This is a genomic window from uncultured Lacinutrix sp. (genome assembly GCF_947500605.1).
In the GTDB taxonomy this organism is placed as follows: domain Bacteria; phylum Bacteroidota; class Bacteroidia; order Flavobacteriales; family Flavobacteriaceae; genus Lacinutrix.
This window is the reverse complement of the sequence record NZ_CANMSJ010000004.1, coordinates 285017-302132: the sequence shown is the minus strand read 5'-3', so window position 1 is coordinate 302132 and position 17116 is coordinate 285017. Positions and strand designations below refer to the sequence as shown.

Annotated in this window: 13 protein-coding genes; 6 read left to right on the top strand and 7 right to left on the bottom strand. The window is 32.4% G+C overall.

What is annotated here, in order from left to right; translation table 11 throughout:
* Positions 1-221 precede the first annotated feature (221 nt).
* Genes Q0935_RS08400 through Q0935_RS08390 form a run of 3 tightly spaced genes read right to left on the bottom strand, consistent with a single transcriptional unit; the run spans position 222 to position 6036 of the window.
* Positions 222-1736 carry a glycoside hydrolase family 2 TIM barrel-domain containing protein gene (locus Q0935_RS08400; RefSeq protein WP_299384556.1) on the bottom strand — a complete coding sequence of 505 codons (1515 nt, stop codon included), beginning with the start codon at positions 1734-1736 and terminating at the stop codon, positions 222-224.
* Positions 1730-2947: a hypothetical protein gene (locus Q0935_RS08395; RefSeq protein ID WP_299384552.1), complete on the bottom strand. Its 1218-nt coding sequence runs from the start codon at positions 2945-2947 to the stop codon at positions 1730-1732. Before Q0935_RS08395 ends, Q0935_RS08400 begins: the two co-directional genes overlap by 7 nt.
* On the bottom strand, positions 2947-6036 hold the full coding sequence (locus Q0935_RS08390) for a hypothetical protein (RefSeq protein ID WP_101201997.1): 3090 nt from the start codon (positions 6034-6036) through the stop codon (positions 2947-2949). Before Q0935_RS08390 ends, Q0935_RS08395 begins: the two co-directional genes overlap by 1 nt.
* A 180-nt stretch (positions 6037-6216) precedes the next feature.
* On the opposite strand from Q0935_RS08390, the gene Q0935_RS08385 reads away from it, so the two are divergent.
* The 5 genes from Q0935_RS08385 (at position 6217) to Q0935_RS08365 (ending at position 9842) form a co-directional block, all read left to right on the top strand.
* The gene (locus Q0935_RS08385) at positions 6217-7401 is read left to right on the top strand and encodes a response regulator (protein ID WP_299384545.1); all 1185 of its coding nucleotides are present in this window, start codon (positions 6217-6219) and stop codon (positions 7399-7401) included.
* A 26-nt stretch (positions 7402-7427) separates the two neighbouring features.
* Positions 7428-7925 (top strand): glycosyltransferase family A protein, encoded by a 498-nt coding sequence (locus Q0935_RS08380; protein WP_299384541.1) that lies wholly within the window; start codon positions 7428-7430, stop codon positions 7923-7925.
* Positions 7926-7935: 10 nt separating this feature from the next.
* Positions 7936-8937: a type I phosphomannose isomerase catalytic subunit gene (locus tag Q0935_RS08375; protein ID WP_299384538.1), complete on the top strand. Its 1002-nt coding sequence runs from the start codon at positions 7936-7938 to the stop codon at positions 8935-8937.
* 63 nt (positions 8938-9000) lie between these two features.
* Complete coding sequence (locus tag Q0935_RS08370) at positions 9001-9579, top strand: alkylphosphonate utilization protein (RefSeq protein ID WP_299384534.1); 579 nt, start codon at positions 9001-9003, stop codon at positions 9577-9579.
* Positions 9579-9842 (top strand): DUF1272 domain-containing protein, encoded by a 264-nt coding sequence (locus Q0935_RS08365; RefSeq protein WP_299250667.1) that lies wholly within the window; start codon positions 9579-9581, stop codon positions 9840-9842. The genes Q0935_RS08370 and Q0935_RS08365 overlap by 1 nt, the downstream gene beginning before the upstream one ends.
* Before the next feature lie 80 nt (positions 9843-9922).
* Here the strand turns inward: Q0935_RS08365 and Q0935_RS08360 are convergent, their stop codons facing one another.
* The 3 genes from Q0935_RS08360 to Q0935_RS08350 all read right to left on the bottom strand — a co-directional run bounded on the left by Q0935_RS08360 (position 9923) and on the right by Q0935_RS08350 (position 14127).
* The gene (locus tag Q0935_RS08360; RefSeq protein WP_299384530.1) at positions 9923-11023 is read right to left on the bottom strand and encodes a DUF4407 domain-containing protein; all 1101 of its coding nucleotides are present in this window, start codon (positions 11021-11023) and stop codon (positions 9923-9925) included.
* Positions 11024-11146: 123 nt separating this feature from the next.
* Positions 11147-13759, bottom strand: coding sequence for a M56 family metallopeptidase (locus Q0935_RS08355; RefSeq protein ID WP_299384528.1), 2613 nt, complete (start codon positions 13757-13759; stop codon positions 11147-11149).
* A gap of 2 nt (positions 13760-13761) precedes the next feature.
* The gene (locus Q0935_RS08350) at positions 13762-14127 is read right to left on the bottom strand and encodes a BlaI/MecI/CopY family transcriptional regulator (protein ID WP_299384526.1); all 366 of its coding nucleotides are present in this window, start codon (positions 14125-14127) and stop codon (positions 13762-13764) included.
* Positions 14128-14240: 113 nt separating this feature from the next.
* On the opposite strand from Q0935_RS08350, the gene Q0935_RS08345 reads away from it, so the two are divergent.
* The gene (locus tag Q0935_RS08345; protein WP_299384523.1) at positions 14241-15599 is read left to right on the top strand and encodes a M28 family peptidase; all 1359 of its coding nucleotides are present in this window, start codon (positions 14241-14243) and stop codon (positions 15597-15599) included.
* Positions 15600-15669: 70 nt separating this feature from the next.
* On the opposite strand, the gene Q0935_RS08340 is transcribed toward Q0935_RS08345, so the two are convergent.
* The gene (locus tag Q0935_RS08340; protein WP_299384520.1) at positions 15670-17058 is read right to left on the bottom strand and encodes a dipeptidase; all 1389 of its coding nucleotides are present in this window, start codon (positions 17056-17058) and stop codon (positions 15670-15672) included.
* Between the last annotated feature and the right edge of the window lie 58 nt (positions 17059-17116).

Here is a 17116-nt window from a genome sequence, read left to right as displayed (position 1 = left end):
AGTTAACCTACTTAATTTGATAGTCTTTGTTTTTACAAGAATTACAAAAACAGTATTGAAAATATGATAAATTTCAAGATTAAAGTGAGTTTTAAAATGTTGTCATTCAGAAGGAGGTACGACTGAAGAATCTTTATAAATCAATACTGTTTTGTTATTGAGATTCTTCGCTTCGCTCTGAATGACAAACGAACTACGAATAATGTATTTGATTAAAAGTATTAATTAGTAATATATTTAAATGACGCCTTTTTTACACCATTTTTATCGATAAATCCAAAACGTTTTTGGGTATTACGACGCCAAGGTCTGCTACCTACAACTGCTTTTGGTACATCAACAAAATCATATAAAGTCCAAGACATAAATTGCAACTTATTAGAAGCAATAATCTCTTGGATTTTTTTGTGATAATTAGCTTGGTCTTCTTCAGAGCTTCCAAATGGTTTCCAAAATCCGCTATAAGATGACATTCCAAATTCTTGCAATACTAATGGTTTGTTTGGTATTTGGTTTTGCATCGTTTTTATGGCAGCATCCAATTCGCTTAAGCCTTCATAATAATGAAACGAAACAATGTCTACCTTATCTTTTAAAATTGGTGCACTTTGGGTATTAGACCAACCAATAGTTACAGGATGTACCTTATCTATAGATTTTACTAAATCTATCATGTTGTCTAACCAAGCAATAACCATATCTTTTCCTCTAGACTCAAAATCAAGGTTTGGTTCGTTTTTAATATCCCAAGCAATAATAGCGTTGTGGTCTTTAAAAGTAGAGACTATAGTTTCTGCGTGACGTTGATTTAAGGTCCAATTCATTACAGAATAATCACCATAAAAATCAAATAACGTTACTACTACTTTTAGGTTTTGTTCTTCCGCAGCATCTAAAGTTTGTTTTAATTTTTCTAGCTTTTTAGGATCTACATCAGCTTTTCCAAAGTCATCATATTGCACAAAAATTCTAACCGAATTTAAGCCAGCGTCTTTAATAACTTTAAAGTCGTTGGCAATTGTGTCTTTCGCGAAAGCGTCACCAAACATATTCCAAGGTGTTGCTTTTGGATAGTAATTAATCCCTTTAATAATTAAACTATCAGTTTCAATTTTTGCTATTTGTGGTGCGTAAGGTTTAGTGTTTTCTTTAACTAAATGTCTAATACGCCAAAATCCATCTTCTAGCAAAAACACCATTTTGTAAGTTGAGGTTTCTGTTGTTTCTAGTACTAATTTTTCAGCTTTAAACACCCGTTTATATTCTACAACATTTCTATCTGTAATGACAGCAAGTTGACCGTCTTCACTAAAAAACTTTAAAGTAGGTTTATGGTTTAATGTTGTGGCTTCAATGGTTGTGTTTTCAGCTTTGTTTAATTCTATAAATGCATATAGGTTTTTTCTAGCGCTATCGGTATAATAATCTTTTATACCAGCAGTTTTATTGCTTTTGTATGCCACTTGTTTGACATACCAAGCATCTAAATAATCGTTTTGTAAGGCATTTAGATTTTCGTTATCCATTGGGCGACCTTCATTGTTTAAAGGTTCCCAAATTAATTTTGGAGCGTATTGTTCAATTTTTTGTATTTCGGTATGTAGCATCGTACTTCTGTCTGCTCCCGTATTTAAGTAACTAAAAAGCGCACTTATACCAGATATAATCAAGGCTACAATCATAATATATGAGATTATTAATATGGTACGGAGTATGTTTTTATTAAGACCTACCATAGTTTTTTGTTATTAAATGTTTTGTTTATTCCAGCAGTTTCAACACTAAAACTATACGTGTCGTTTTGATAAACAGCAGGCTTTAAATTAAAAGTAACATACCCATTAAAAGATGTTTTTATAATGGTGGCAATAAGCACATTGTCTTTGTAAATTAAAAGTTTGACGTGTAAACCATCCGGAATCATTTGCTCCATAAAACTTTGTAAAGGACCAACTAAAATTTCACGATTTTTATTAGCAAAAGCAACATCAAAATCTTCAATAACACTTTGGTAACTTAGTGTAATTGTATCGCTTTCTGCCATACCATCAACATAGGCTTTAATGCTCCAGTTGTCTTTAAAATCAGGATGAATAATTTTAGAGTGTGCAACTCCATTAATAGTCGTTCCTGTGGTTTTTAAAATATTTCCGTGGTTGTTGGTTATAAAAAAGGTAACAAATGTACCATCGCTAACCACATTGTCTTGCTTGTCTTTAATTACAGAGGTATTAAAAGTGGTTACCTGATTTCCGTCGGCGTAGTTATGTGGTCGTTTTGCCGAAATTTTAAAATCTGTAGGAATTGCAGCCCATACATTAATGGTAAATTCTTTAGAATTAATTCCTAAACTTTCTGAAGAGACAAGCATCCGTCCGCTTTCTCGCTTAGAATTAATGTTTCTCCAGGAAATTAAATTATTAGTAAAGATGTCGTCATTTTCTTCGGAAGCTAAAAACTGAAACCTCGCATTAACCTTTGTGTTTGTTGGTACAGGATTGTCTAAAGAATCTGTAGGTATAACTACCAACATGGTGTAGTCTGTTCCTCCGGCTTCAATACTTGGAGGTCCAATATAGGTTTCCATGGTTGCGACTTCTGCTTTTGGAATAATATTAAATTGACCGGCAGCAGATTTATTTTTGTCTAATACTATCCAGTTTACAACGCCAATTTTTTTGATTATGTTTTCCGGAATTATATATTGAAGCATACCTCCTTCGGCTATAGCCGAAACTAAAGTTGATCCATAACTATTAGAACAATACAATAATGGTTTTTCGCCTTCTGAAGCAGTAAATTTTAAAACAATTGGCTTACCAACATTATAATCTGTTTGCGTCGTTACTAATTGAATAGGGTTAGTAGCGTCATTGTGTTGCACAATAGCAAACGATGATAATAAAATCAAACCTAAAACAAATATGTATGTGCGTTTAAGTAGCATTAATTTGGGCTTCCTATGTATGTGTTAATTTCTATTTTAATATAACTAAAATCAGGATGGTCAATTTTTTGTAATTGGGCATCGCTATGGTTTTCAATTCTGTTAGGAACAATTTTTCCAGCAATGGCATCGTTTGGTAAACCATTTACAAAAATGTTTTTCATGTCTGTATTAACTATTTTCACCTGACCATCTTGTAATATGTGGTATTCAAAATCTTGCTTACGTTGTTGTCTTACACCTTCTTTTACAAATAGGTGATCTACCCAAACCATGTCTTTATTTTCGTCATAGTAAGTTACTAAAAGTTGAGGGATTGTAATCTCTTGGATACCGCTATTAAATAAGTTTCCGTTTATAATACTGTCTTTAATGCTAATGGCACTTAACACCACGTTTTTGTATAAGTCAGATCCCGAAACATTTCCTGCAACTTGTAAGTTAAATTTTGTTGGTTGTTCTTCAAATTCGATAGGTGTGAATTCGTCTGGATTAAACGTGTCTGGAATAGAATCTTGTGTTCTGGACCAAGCAATACCTTCAAAGTTAATACGGAAACTACTAGACTCTTTAGGCATTAGTTTATGCTTAACGTGGTACTTTGCATTATACGTTGCTAGTTGCTTGTTGTTATCGTTATAAAGTGTGCCTTTTAAAATAACATCTGCAGGGACATTATCTACGTTTTGGACTTCTCCAATTATAGCGTAACTACCATCATACTGCACTAATTTAGCTGAAACAACTTCTAAAACAGGTTGTTTTAAAATGTCTTCATGGTGTGTTGCTTCGGTTGTAATGCGGCGTCTACCTTGATTAAAATACTTGGTTGCATTATCAGAGTATAGTTGATCTGGTGGTAAATCGTTATTTAAATCGTCTGGTTGTAAATACCATTTCCCTTTACGCCTTGATAATGATTTATAGTCAATTTTTTCAATTTTCTCTAAAGGCGTAATCCATTGACTAGTCACTTTTGCAGAGACAGTACTGTCGTTACGTTTTGTAATTTCGGTTTCAATAGCATCCATTTTTGCATAGCTACTTAGTAAACCATCCGTTACCGATATCTCTAGCATATATTGTGCTATTGGTAAGTTGTTTTCAGGATCTATTAAGCTGTGCGCTTTTTCAAATTCTTTAAAATCTAAAGCATCGTAATATGCGATAATGGCATTTTCTGGACTGCGTTGCGAATCGTTTTTTAGATAGAATAAGTAGATGCCATAAAACACTGCTATGGCAAGAATTAATGACCAAACGTGGGTGATTCTTAAAACATTTCTATTAAACTTATTATAGGTAGTCGGAAACTTTAAAAAATCTGGAACTGGTTTAATACGTGTTTTTAAAGCATTAACCCAAAGCATTTGTATGTTTAAAATAAAGGCGATTAAAACAGTTAAAAACGGAATGATTCCCCACATTAATTTTACCCATTTTGCAACATCTTCTTTAGGTAAAATAGAGGATACTGGCGGAATGTTAAGGCGTTCCCAAACCATAATTCCATTTTCTAATTGTCGTAAACGTTGCCAACCACAAAAGTAAAGGATGGGATCGTAAAACTTATCGTTAGAAAATATGTACTTAAGATTGTATTTCTCTGGCGTTGTTAAAAATTGCTGTAGTGATCCAATTCCGGCAACACCTTTAAATTTAGAGTTTTCTAAACGCTCTATTGGTCGTGTGGTTAATTCTGGTAATCGTCTTGCAGAATGGTAGTTTCCATCTACAGTCATAGCATTAGTTTGCGCACTTAACCACGCCATTTGGTCGCCAAAACCTAGTGTTAAAAAACGCCATTTATCATGATCGTCTTGATTTAAGAAATTAACGATAGGTAACATCTTTATTTTCTGTGGTTGTGACGGTCTAAAATAATTTAAACTCATGGTAAATACAATCATAAATACCATAAGTCCGGCTAATATTCCGCCAATAATACGATGGTAAATAGCGCCAAATTTAGACTGAATAAGTTCTTTTAAATCACCTTCAACAAAACGATACACAAATTCGCCCATTAAAGGAATAGATAATATGGACGCCCAAAGTGTAAACCTATCTAAGGTTAAAATATTAAAAGCAGTTTCGCCTAACATTTTTAAAGGTACAGGAGTGGTTCCTCCGGTACCTAATATGGTGCAAATGGTTATTGATAGTCCAAAAAACAAGTAACGTTTGCTGTAATATCTATAAAAAATATAGGGTAATAATATTAGTAAAATTCCCCAAGGAATTAAAAAGAAGACTAAGCCGGAGGATGTGATTTCTAAGAAATTATCGCGAGAGCCATGCGGAATGGGTACTTGAGTAATTGGATTGGCTTTGGAGTTTAGCCAATATGGAAAAATACAACCTACAATTAAGACTAATGAAAGCATCCCGAAACTTACAATACGCTTAAACAGTTTAAAAAAACTGTTTAGAAATAGCTTGAAAGTCACTTCTTTCATGGTGTCGACTTGCTCGCGCGAAACATCCATAATTACCATTCCTATTAAAGGAAAGATAAAAAAGATCATTCCAAAAATGGGCGTCACATGGTGTGAAGTTACCGTGACTGCTATTAGTGATAAAGAGGTTGCTAAATACCATTTTTTACCGGTTTTTAACCATAAATATATCTCAGGAAGGGAATGCATTAAAACCGAAACCCCAACAATACTAGGTAACTGTCCGAAAATATGAAGCGTTTCTACAAACGACGAGCTAAACACAGCCAACACACACGCATAACCTGCAACGGTTTTATTAGCCGTCATCATTAGAGAGAAACGATACGTACCAGTAACAAATAGTACAATTGCAATTAAGGCCACACTAAACATTCCAAACTTTAAGCCACCAATCATGGACAGTAGTCCAATGGTTTGATGCACTAAAGGCGGATAACTTTGTACCGTAAAACCAGTGTACCACTCGTAGTTCCAAGGTTCAAACCAACTGTTTGCATAATGATCTGCAAAAAATAGGTGTATTAACGCGTCATAAGTAGTTTCCAAAGTAAAAAATATGGCACTACCATGAAACGCCAATGCTAAAAGAATGGCGGTGATTAAAAATTTGTTTGAGGTTTCCTTCATATAAAGCCTAAGCTGTAATAATATGGTAAAGATAAATAAATATAATAGTGGTTTGATTTTTAATTATCTACAGCAATCTACCATTCGTCGACACTTAACTATAGGTTAAACTAAATAACAATTTCAAGGCTGTTTTCTCCTGTACATTTGTACCATCAACAACACTTAAACACACTTATTATGAAAGTTTTAGCAATAGACGACCAACAATTAGTATTACTGCCTTTACAAAAAAGATTAGTAGAGTTAGGATACGAAGTAAAAATAGAAACAGACGCCAACAAAGGTTTAGAGATATTTGAGTCTTTTAGTCCGGATCTAGTAATTGTGGACATAAACATGCCAGGCGTATCTGGATTGGAAGTTGTAAAATATATTAGAATTACAAAAAACTCTCAAACGCCAATCATGGTTTTATCGGGAGATACCAAAGACGAAACAATAACAGAAGGTTTTGAATTAGGTATTAACGATTATATGAAAAAGCCATTAAGCTTAAACGAAATTAGCGCACGTGTAAAACGATTAATTGGTGCTCCAGAAGTGCAAAACACAGTGACTAAAAGTAATGTAATAATACAAGAGCGTTGTGTAGGTGTTGTCATCCCTTGTTATAATGAAGAAGAGCGTTTATTAAGTGAAGAATTTATTACTTATATAGATAAAAACTCTGGTTACCATTTGTGTTTTGTAAATGATGGAAGTAAGGATAAAACATTAGAAGTTTTAAAAGAATTGCAAAAAGGAAGAGAAGATTTTATTACAGTTTATGATTGTGAGAAAAACGGAGGAAAAGCAGAAGCTGTTCGTTTAGGAATGTTACACATGGCTGAAAAAGAAGATTTAGATTACATCGGGTTTTTAGATGCAGATTTATCTACAGACTTAGCAGATTTTGATGATTTAGTTAAAACTATCGAAACTACAGAATTTAAAATTGTAAGCGGATCACGTATCTCTAGAATGGGAGCAAATATTACAAAGGAATCTGCAAGAAAAATAATCAGTTTAACCATTAACTTTATTATCAGAAAGATTTTAAAAATGGACTTTAAAGACACGCAATGTGGCGCTAAAATTTTCCATAAAGATGTTATTGATATCGCTTTTGGTAAAAAGTTTGTAACACAGTGGATTTTTGATGTAGAAATTTTTAAAAGAATGAGTATCCATTTTGGATTAAAAGAAGCAAAAACAATGCTTTGTGAGCAGCCATTAAAAAGATGGATTCATGCAGATGGTTCTAAGTTATCAATGAAAGATTCAATAAAAATTGTTGGACAACTAGGACAAATTGCTTGGGTGTACAGAAACAAAAAGCAAAATGTAAAGACAGCTGTTTCAACTGAATTAAAAGTAGCCTAATTGCCAACTTTCTAAAACCCCAAATCATGAAAACAGGTATTATAATAATTTTTCATAATAACGAAAAACACATAGACACAACCATTTTTATAAAACAACTTAGTCAGGCTAAAGACATTCAATTTTGTTTAGTGAATAATGCAAGTAAGGACAATACAATTTTAGCATTGCAAGAAATTAAAGAGGCAAGGTTGCAAAATGTATCTGTAGTGGATATAAGAAAATTTAAGTCGGACGTTTCGGCAGTAAGAGCAGGTGCAAGGTTTATGTTTAGTCAGTTTAACTTAAAGCATTTAGGTTATGTTTCAATCAATTTATTGAATATTAATTATAAAGGATTAAATAGTTTAATAAAAGCAATAAGCGAAAACCATGAGGTTATTGTCGATTATAATGCTGAAACTCTAAAAAGGCGTGATATAAAGCTAACTCTGTTTCAAAGTCTGTTTTCGGTAATAGAATATTTGAAAAAAATAAAGGTAAATAATCAATTTATCGACCGTCAATGTTTAACTCAATTCTAAATCAATTATTATGAAAGTATATCCAATAAAATTCAACCCAATATTAAAAGAGAAAATTTGGGGAGGTAATAAGTTAGGAAACCTTTTAGGGAAAGATACAGATAAAGATAATGTTGGTGAAAGTTGGGAAATATCTGACGTAAACGGAAACATTTCGGAAGTAAGTAATGGTGTTTATAAAGGTGCTAGTTTAAAAACGTTAATAGCAGATTATGAAGCGGAGCTTTTAGGAGCAGATAATTTCGCTAATTTTGGATACAATTTTCCTTTATTGATAAAATTTTTAGATGCAAAAACAGATTTATCTGTACAAGTACATCCAGATAATAAAATGGCTAAAAAGCATCATAATAGTTTCGGAAAAACAGAGATGTGGTATATAATGGATAGTGATACTAATGCTGATATTGTTTTAGGTTTAAAGGATAAAACGGTTAATCCAGAAGTTCTAAACCATATAAATGCCAATAATGTAGATGCTGTTTTTAATAGAGAGCAAGTTAAAAAAGGTGATAGCTTTTTTATTCCAGCAGGGAAAATACACGCTATTGGAGCTGGTGTTTTAGCTGCAGAAATACAACAAGCATCAGATATTACATATCGTGTATATGATTGGGATAGAACAGACGATTCTGGACATAAAAGAGAGTTGCATACACAATTAGCAGAAAAAGCGACAAAGCAATTCGACTCAAACGGAAAAGCAGATTACACTTTGCAACCAAACACAAAAACAAACTTAGTTAATTGCGAGTATTTTACAACTAATATATTAGACATTACAAAGCGTCAAGTAAAAGAGTATTCTAATCTAGACTCATTTGTAGTTTTTATGTGCGTAGAAGGAGAAGCAGAAGTAACTGCAGGTTTACATAAGGAGACTTTAAAAATGGGAGAAACTATATTGATTCCGGCAAGTACACAAGAAGTAACATTTAATTCAGATAATGCTAAGTTATTAGAAGTTTATGTAAATAATGGTTTAGTAGAAAGCATACAACACGCATCTTAGTCCTCTTTTTATGGCATAACACAAAGCAATTGTTATATTTGTAAATATCAAAAAAAATATACAATGAGCGTACTTCAAATGTTACAAGATAGAAGCAATACAACTTGCGAGTTATGTACTTCTAATAAAGATACAAGACAATATAATATTCCACCATCATTAACAGAAACTGTAGATACTTGCGTTTTGCTTTGTGCAAATTGCGAAGATCAAATAGAAAAAAACACAGAAATGGATGTTAACCATTGGAGATGTTTAAACGATAGTATGTGGAGCGAGCACGTTGCTGTACAAATTATGGCTTGGAGAATGTTACAAAGACTTAGAGGTGAAGGTTGGCCTAAAGACTTATTAGATATGATGTATCTTGATGATGATGCTTTGGCAATTGCAAGATTAACAGACGAGCATAAAGATGAAGCAGATAAAATTATCCATAGAGATGTTAATGGTGTAATTTTAGATAATGGAGATTCTGTTGTGTTAATCAAAGATTTAAAAGTAAAAGGTTCTAGTATGGTTGCAAAGCAAGGAACCGCTGTTAGAAACATTCGTTTAGATAGAGAGAACGCTACCTTTATTGAAGGTAAAGTAGGGCCAACGCAAATTGTAATTATTACAGAGTACGTTAAAAAACTATAGTGTTAGAGATTAGACCAACTTGCGAGCATTGTAATAAAGCATTGCCTTTCGATTCTAAGGAAGCAGTAATTTGCACCTTCGAGTGTACTTATTGTGCAAGTTGTGCTGCAGGTTTATTTAAAAATGTTTGTCCAAATTGTGGAGGTGATTTTACACAAAGGCCAAAACGTCCAGAACATTTATTAGATAAATATCCAGTGTCTAAAACGGTTATCTATAATCCAAAAGATGTAGGTGCACACTTAAAGAAATATAATCTATAATTTTTTAGATTATAATAGTAATAGAAAACAAAGTGAAGTATCCTATAGATGCTTCGCTTTTTGTTTTTATGATTTTAAATTTACAGTAACTTCTTTTGTCCATTATAAAAAGCATCAGCTTGTAATTGCATTAATTCTCTAGCTTTTTTACGTTTGTATTCATATAATTCATCTTCCTCAGCAATGTCTTTGTAAACACGATCGTTAATTGTAAATTCTGTTTTTAATGCTAGTTTACGTTCTGCTACTTTTTGGTCTACTAAAGTTTTAATAGCTGTTTCTTGATCTTCTAATTTAAAATCGTATTCACCTTTTGGTGATAATAGTTTGGCGAAAATAGGAGAGGTTTCAATAGCTAAAAACAACAAGAATATAAAGAAAGAAGGTATCCAAGGCAAAGTGTTTAAAGCATTAACTCTTGCCATTAAACCATCGAAACCATCAATTATTGGTTGTGTTGTGGCTACTTGTGTATCGTAATCGGTTTTTAATTTAGTAATTGCAGTTTCTGTAGCTACAATTTTTTCGGCATTTGTAGCTTTTAGTTGTTGTAATTCGGCTAAAGCAGTATCATGTTTATCGCGCTTTTCTTTGTAAACAGGTCCTTTGCCTAAACGGTTTGTTCCGGCAGTACCTTCAGCTTCATTAATATAAACAGCATAAAGCGCATTAACTTCGGTTTCTTTAGTCTCTATTTCATTTTTTAAAGTTGAAATCTCCTGTTCTAAAGCTTCAGTTTTTGGATTAAACTGAAGTGCAATTTGGTCTTGATTAGCAAGCGTGAGTTCGTTTTTTTGCTCTAGTAATACTTGGTTAATTTCTTTTTCAAAAATCTTTAATTCTAAAGGTTTAGAAATAACAATAGCAATAATTAATGCTAATATTAGTCTTGGTAATGCTTGAATAATTTGGTCTATAATACTGCCTCTTTTTTTTATGGTTGAAACAATAAAACGATCTAAATTAAAAATAAGTAAAGCCCATACGAGTCCAAAGCTAATGGCTGTAAAGAGATTATCGAAAACAGTAAAAAGCGCATAACTAGAAGCTATAAAAGCCATAACAGAGGTAAAAAATACAGTAGCACCAATGCCTGCGTATTTGTTTTGTTCGCCATTAGAACTATCCTTAAGAATGTCTGTGTCTGCGCCAGAGCAGATAAGAAAAAAGTGTTTAAGCATGATGATTGATTTTGATTGATGATTAGACTATTAGAACGCTAAAACATGCTTTTTGTTACACTATTTAACAAATAAAAAAAGCCTCAGTGAAGAGGCTTTAATCAATCTTAAAATAAATATGTGCTATTCTTCTTTTTTTACTAATTTACCATTAACTGTTGTAATGCCTTTTTTAGATAAATGAACTGTAGATACTCCATTATTACTTTGCATTGATACATTTAGTTTAGGATTTTCCTTTGTTAACTCAATAGCTTTTGCTTCAGAAATTTTTTCACCTTCATAGAAAAAGGTTGTTCCGTTAGCTTCCATGCCTTTAAATTGCTCGTAAAGCGGCCTTCTAATTTGACTTCTTCTGTTTTTTAGCATTTCTTTCCTTTCCTCAAGCATTGCTTTTCTTTCTTCTTTTCTGTTTTCTAAAAGTGCTTTCCTATCTTCTTTTAAAGCTTCAAGTGTTTGTTTTCTATTTAAATGAAGAGAGGTCGTGTTTTCAACTGTTCCAGTTTTTTTAAATTCAACAACAACTTTATTGTCTTTGTATACTTGAGATATATTCTGACCAGGAATAACTTGGTCACCATTTACAGGGTTGTTAGATAATACTTTACCGTTTGCATCTGTTAAGTAGCCTTTTCTATTATAATATTTAGTGCTGCCAGAATGTATAACTTTATAATGGGTGCTACCATTTATATTTACAAAAGCGGTTTGGATTTCATTTTGGCTATGAGATAGCTTTTGAGTGTTACTTTTAATAAGGTTTTCTGCTTTAATTGTAGTAGCAGCTCCTTTTGCATCAGAGAGTTGTACTCTGTATTCTCCACGTCCAATTTGCTGCGTTAGTATATCTATTTTTCCAGCTTTCTTGTAAATGGCTGTAGCTTCTTTAGCTGTAATTTCTTTGCCGTTATAAAAAATAGCGTCTTTATTTGCTTCGGTTTGTTTCATGTATTTTATAAAATCAGCTTCGGTACCAATTATTTCTTCTTTTCTTAAAGGAGCTGGCGGCGGCGGAATAAGTGAGGCTTCTCCTTTCTTTACTTTTCGGGCATTAGTCATGACAAGGTTTTTTGCTTTTATTGTTGTTAAAGCTCCTTTAGCATCAGAAAGATTTACTTTGTATTTTCCCTGTCCAATATGCTGTGTTAGTATATCTATTTTTCCAGCTTTCTTGTAAATGGCTGTAGCTTCTTTAGCTGTAATTTCTTTGCCGTTATAAAAAATAGCGTCTTTATTTGCTTCGGTTTGTTTCATGTATTTTATAAAACCAGCTTCGGTACCAATTATTTCTTCTTTTCTTAAAGGAGCTGGAGGCGGAGGAATAAGTGAAGCTTCTCCTTTCTTTACTTTTGGTGGTGTAGGCGGAGGAGGTGGAAAATTAGGAAATGGTTCAGCGTTCTTTTTTTGAGCATCACTCATTAAATTGTATAATTCTTTAATACGATTAATGTCTTTTAATTTAATTATTACGTTACCCTTTATTTCAGTATTATAATGTTTAGCTAATTTGTTGTATTCTGCAACTTGTTTTGGTGTTGCTTCTTTTTGTGATTTTTTATTTTCATAATCTGTATTGTCTTGAATATAAGCTTCTTCAGATAGTTGAATTTTTAAAAGATAGTCTTTAGAAATTACAGACATTATTTCTTTAATTAGATCATAGTCTATAGGGCCTTTAGCTTCTATTTTTAAATCTGATTTATTACCATCTGTAGCTTTAATAAAATCATTTTTTAAAGTTTCTAAATTTGTTTGTTCTCCATTTAATACTAAGTGTAATGGTTCTTGTTTTAATTCAAGTATCGGGTTTGTGTTATTAGTTTTTTCTTCAGAAGGAAAAGCCATAGCAGGAACTACATCTTTTTCAATCTGTTCTCTTCCGCTAAAGCTAAATAGCAATCCGCCCAAAAGTGGCACTAATAATAAACTTCTAAGCCATATGGCTTTTCTTGAGGTTTGTGTTTTCATAATTGTAAATCGTTTTTTGATTAATGAATAATTGATGGCATGCGCTAAGGGCACTTGGTTTGCATTCGAAGTGAATTGAAGCAATGTTTCCTGGTAAATTGATGAGTCTATACCTTGCTTTAAAACAGCATCGTCTGCTAAAAATTCGTGATTAAGTTTTATGTCTTTTTTAATAAAATAAAGTAATGGGTTAAACCAAAATATTACTTGCAAGAGTTCGATAAATAAAATATCTAAACTGTGCTTTTGGTTGGCATGTGTCTGCTCGTGTAGTATTACTTCTTGTGGTATTGCTTTAGCTTCAAATTTAGTTTTGTTTAAAAAAATGTAGCTAAAGAATGTGTGTGGTATTATTAAATCGTTTAATAAAACCGAAATAAAATTATTATGTTTTTGTTTTTCGTTTTTATTAATTTTCGCAATAATACTATAAAGGTTAAAGCAGAATTTAGATAAAAATAATAGAGCGCCTAAACCGTAAAGACTCCAAATTAATATTGGTAAATAGTTTGTTGGTTCTTCTGTAATAATCTCTTCTGTAGGTATTAGTTCTAAAGGAATAGAATGGTCTGCCTTAAAATAAGGAACAGTTAATTGTGGTTCTATGTACTCTATAAACGTAATAAACGGAATTATTAAAGACACTACCAATGCTCCTAACAAATAAAAGCGTTTAAATTTATGTATGGCTAGCTTCTCTAAAAACAGTTTGTAGAAAACCATTAATATCGCTAGGCAAGCTGCAGATTTTAAAATTAAGATTTCCATTATTACTTATTTTTAATTTCGGTATCTATTATTGCTCGTAACTCTTGTAATTCTTGCTTAGAGAGATTGGTTTCTTTTGTAAAAAATGAAGCAAATTGTGAGCTGCTATCATTAAAGAAGTTTTTAATCAATCCGTTTACATGTTTAGAGAAATAATCTTTTTTCTTTACTAAAGGATAATACTCACGAGAGTTACCAAACAAATTATAAGCTATAAAACCTTTATCTGTCATGCGTTTTAAAAGAGTAGCAACAGTTGTATTTGCAGGTTTAGGTTCTGGATAGGCTTCTAGTAAATCTTTCATGAAAGCTTTTTCTAGTTTCCATAAGTAATTCATTAAATCTTCTTCTGTTTTTGTAAGCTGCATGTTCTACACTTTTAGATTGTTCTCTACAAATGTAGAGTAAATATTTCTATTCTACAAACGTAGAGCATATAAATATTTTATAAATAGTATCTTTAGCAAAAAAAAGCTAAAAAATGAAACATGTAATTATTGCCTTGGTGTTTATTTTCTCATTACAAAGTTCTGCTCAAACAGTAGCCGATTTAATAAATCAAGTAAGTCTAGATAATCTTACACTTACCTTAAACGAGTTTAGTGGAGAGGTGGCAACAACCGTTAACGGTAATGCAGTTACCATTATTAACAGACAGCAAGCTAATAACGATTTAGCTGCAGATTATTTAAAGGAACAGTTTCAAAAACTAAACAATGTTACAATAACAGATCAAGCATTTAATACTAATGGAAGAAATATAATAGCGACTCAGTTAGGTAAAACAAACCCAAATAACATTTATGTTATTTGCGCGCATTACGACTCGGTAGATAATTATTGTGCAGATGATAACGTAAGTGGAACTGGAGCTGTTTTAGAGATAGCTAGAATTTTATCTACACAATGTACAGATAATACTATTGTTTATGCTTTGTGGGATGAAGAGGAATCTGGTTTGTTAGGTGCACAACATTATGCAAATTTAGCAAATGCGAATAACGATAATATACTTGGTGTTTTAAACATGGATATGATGGCGCATAACGATATAGATACTAATGATAACGATTTTGATATTGATGTAAGACCTATTGCAAATTCTATTGCCATGAAAGATGATTTGCTTTCTTTATTAAGCACCTATAATTTTAATTTAACAGCTAATGTTGTAAATCCAGGAACATCTGCTAGTGATCATTCTAAATTTTGGAGTAATGGATATTCAGCACTTTTAGTTGGAGAGTCTTGGGAAACTGGAGACCAAACGCAACATTATCATAGCGCAGGAGATAGAGTGAGTACTCTAGATTTGCCTTATTATCATGAAATAACAAAATTAGTAATGGCTTATACGGCTACAAAAGCTGGGTTAATTAATATAGAAAATACTGTAACAGAAAACGGAACACTATTAACAGCAAATCAAGCAGGAGCAACTTACCAATGGATAAATTGCGATACTAATACAGATATTCTTGGAGAAACAAATCAGTCGTTTACTGTGATTACTAATGGTAACTATAAAGTAGAGATTACTAGTGGTAGTTGTTTAGAAACCAGTGAGTGTGTTTTTGTAAACACTTTAGGTGTTGAGCATTTTAATGCTGAAGATTTTAAAATATATCCAAACCCAGTAAAAACCATTTTAAATATTGAATTGCCAGTCTTTAATAAAGCAGAACTAAGTATTATTAATATAAACGGTCAGGTAATACTTGAGCAAAGTATTGAAGAGACTTCGACTAAATTGAAGCTTTCTGGTTTAAATAATGGTATTTACTTTGTTACTTTAAAAGTCGATGGAAATGAGATTAGCCAAAAGATAATTAAAGAATAGAAGAACTTAAATTAAAAAAGGCCACTATTTTTCACTCTATTATAAGGTAAAAAATAGTGGCCTTTTATTTTTATTTAGACATCTCTGTAAAATGCTTGTAAAAGCCAGGAATAGTTTCAATTCCTTTTAGGTAATTCCATACGCCAAAATGTTCGTTTGGTGAGTGTATTGCATCACTATCTAAACCAAAGCCCATTAAAATGGTTTTGCTTTTTAGTTCTTGTTCAAATAAAGCAACAATAGGAATACTTCCTCCGCTACGCTGTGGTATTGGTGTTTTTCCAAAAGTTTCCTCGTATGCTGCGCTTGCTGCCTTATAGCCAATACTATCTATTGGTGTAACGTAGCCTTGTCCGCCATGATGAGGTGTTACTTTTACAGTAACGCCTTTAGGAGCGATGCTTTCGAAGTGGTTTTTAAATAATTCGGTAATATTTTCCCAATCTTGATTTGGTACTAAACGCATAGATATTTTTGCAAATGCTTGGCTTGCAATTACTGTTTTTGCGCCTTCTCCTGTGTAACCTCCCCAAATTCCGTTAACGTCTAAAGTTGGTCTAATACTATTACGTTCGTTAGTGGTGTAACCTTCTTCACCGTAAACCGACTCGATATCTAGTGCTTCTTTATAACCTTCTAAAGAAAATGGAGCTTTTGCCATTTGTGCACGCTCGTCTAAAGATAATTCTTCTACATTATCATAAAAACCAGGAATAGTAATATGGTTGTTTTCGTCGTGTAACGAAGCAATCATTTTTGTTAAAACGTTTATTGGGTTTGCTACAGCTCCTCCATATAAACCAGAGTGTAAATCTCTGTTTGGACCTGTAACTTCAACTTCTACGTAGCTTAATCCACGTAATCCTGTTGTAATTGAAGGTGTGTCTTTAGCAATCATTCCAGTATCGGAAATTAAAATAACATCGTTAGAAAGTTTTTCTTGATTTTGCTTTACAAATTTAGCAAGGTTTACACTTCCAACTTCTTCTTCTCCTTCTATCATAAACTTTACGTTACATGGTAGTTGGTTTTGTGTTGTCATGAATTCCATAGCTTTAACGTGCATATACATTTGTCCCTTGTCATCGCAAGCTCCACGCGCAAAAATAGCGCCTTCAGGATGTAATTTTGTTTCTTTAATTACTGGCTCGAATGGTGGTGATGTCCATAACTCTAAAGGATCTGGTGGTTGTACATCGTAATGTCCGTAAACTAATACTGTTGGAAGATTTTTATCTATTATTTTATGAGCATAGATAATTGGGTAACCTTCTGTTTCGCAAACTTCTACAACATCGCATCCTGCTTCTGTTAAACTTTTTGCAACAACGTCTGCAGTTTGTATAGTGTGTTTTTTGTAAGCAGAGTCCGCGCTTATCGATGGTATTTTTAATAATTCTATTAATTCGTCAAGAAAACGTTGCTTGTTTTCTTGAACGTAAGTTGTTATGTTTTTCATTGAAAATAATTGAGTTTATGTAAAAATACAAAAAGGATGATAATTTTGTTTATAGTTA

Bases quoted from the DNA above. Each gene is read 5' to 3' on its own strand.
- Q0935_RS08355 (WP_299384528.1), bottom strand. From the start codon at position 13,759: ATGGAAATCTTAATTTTAAAATCTGCAGCTTGCCTAGCGATATTAATG.
- Q0935_RS08350 (WP_299384526.1), bottom strand. From the start codon at position 14,127: ATGCAGCTTACAAAAACAGAAGAAGATTTAATGAATTACTTATGGAAA.
- Q0935_RS08360 (WP_299384530.1), bottom strand. From the start codon at position 11,023: ATGCTTAAACACTTTTTTCTTATCTGCTCTGGCGCAGACACAGACATT.
- Q0935_RS08400 (WP_299384556.1), bottom strand. From the start codon at position 1,736: ATGGTAGGTCTTAATAAAAACATACTCCGTACCATATTAATAATCTCA.
- Q0935_RS08390 (WP_101201997.1), bottom strand. From the start codon at position 6,036: ATGAAGGAAACCTCAAACAAATTTTTAATCACCGCCATTCTTTTAGCA.
- Q0935_RS08395 (WP_299384552.1), bottom strand. From the start codon at position 2,947: ATGCTACTTAAACGCACATACATATTTGTTTTAGGTTTGATTTTATTA.
- Q0935_RS08380 (WP_299384541.1), top strand. From the start codon at position 7,428: ATGAAAACAGGTATTATAATAATTTTTCATAATAACGAAAAACACATA.
- Q0935_RS08340 (WP_299384520.1), bottom strand. From the start codon at position 17,058: ATGAAAAACATAACAACTTACGTTCAAGAAAACAAGCAACGTTTTCTT.
- Q0935_RS08375 (WP_299384538.1), top strand. From the start codon at position 7,936: ATGAAAGTATATCCAATAAAATTCAACCCAATATTAAAAGAGAAAATT.
- Q0935_RS08370 (WP_299384534.1), top strand. From the start codon at position 9,001: ATGAGCGTACTTCAAATGTTACAAGATAGAAGCAATACAACTTGCGAG.
- Q0935_RS08345 (WP_299384523.1), top strand. From the start codon at position 14,241: ATGAAACATGTAATTATTGCCTTGGTGTTTATTTTCTCATTACAAAGT.
- Q0935_RS08385 (WP_299384545.1), top strand. From the start codon at position 6,217: ATGAAAGTTTTAGCAATAGACGACCAACAATTAGTATTACTGCCTTTA.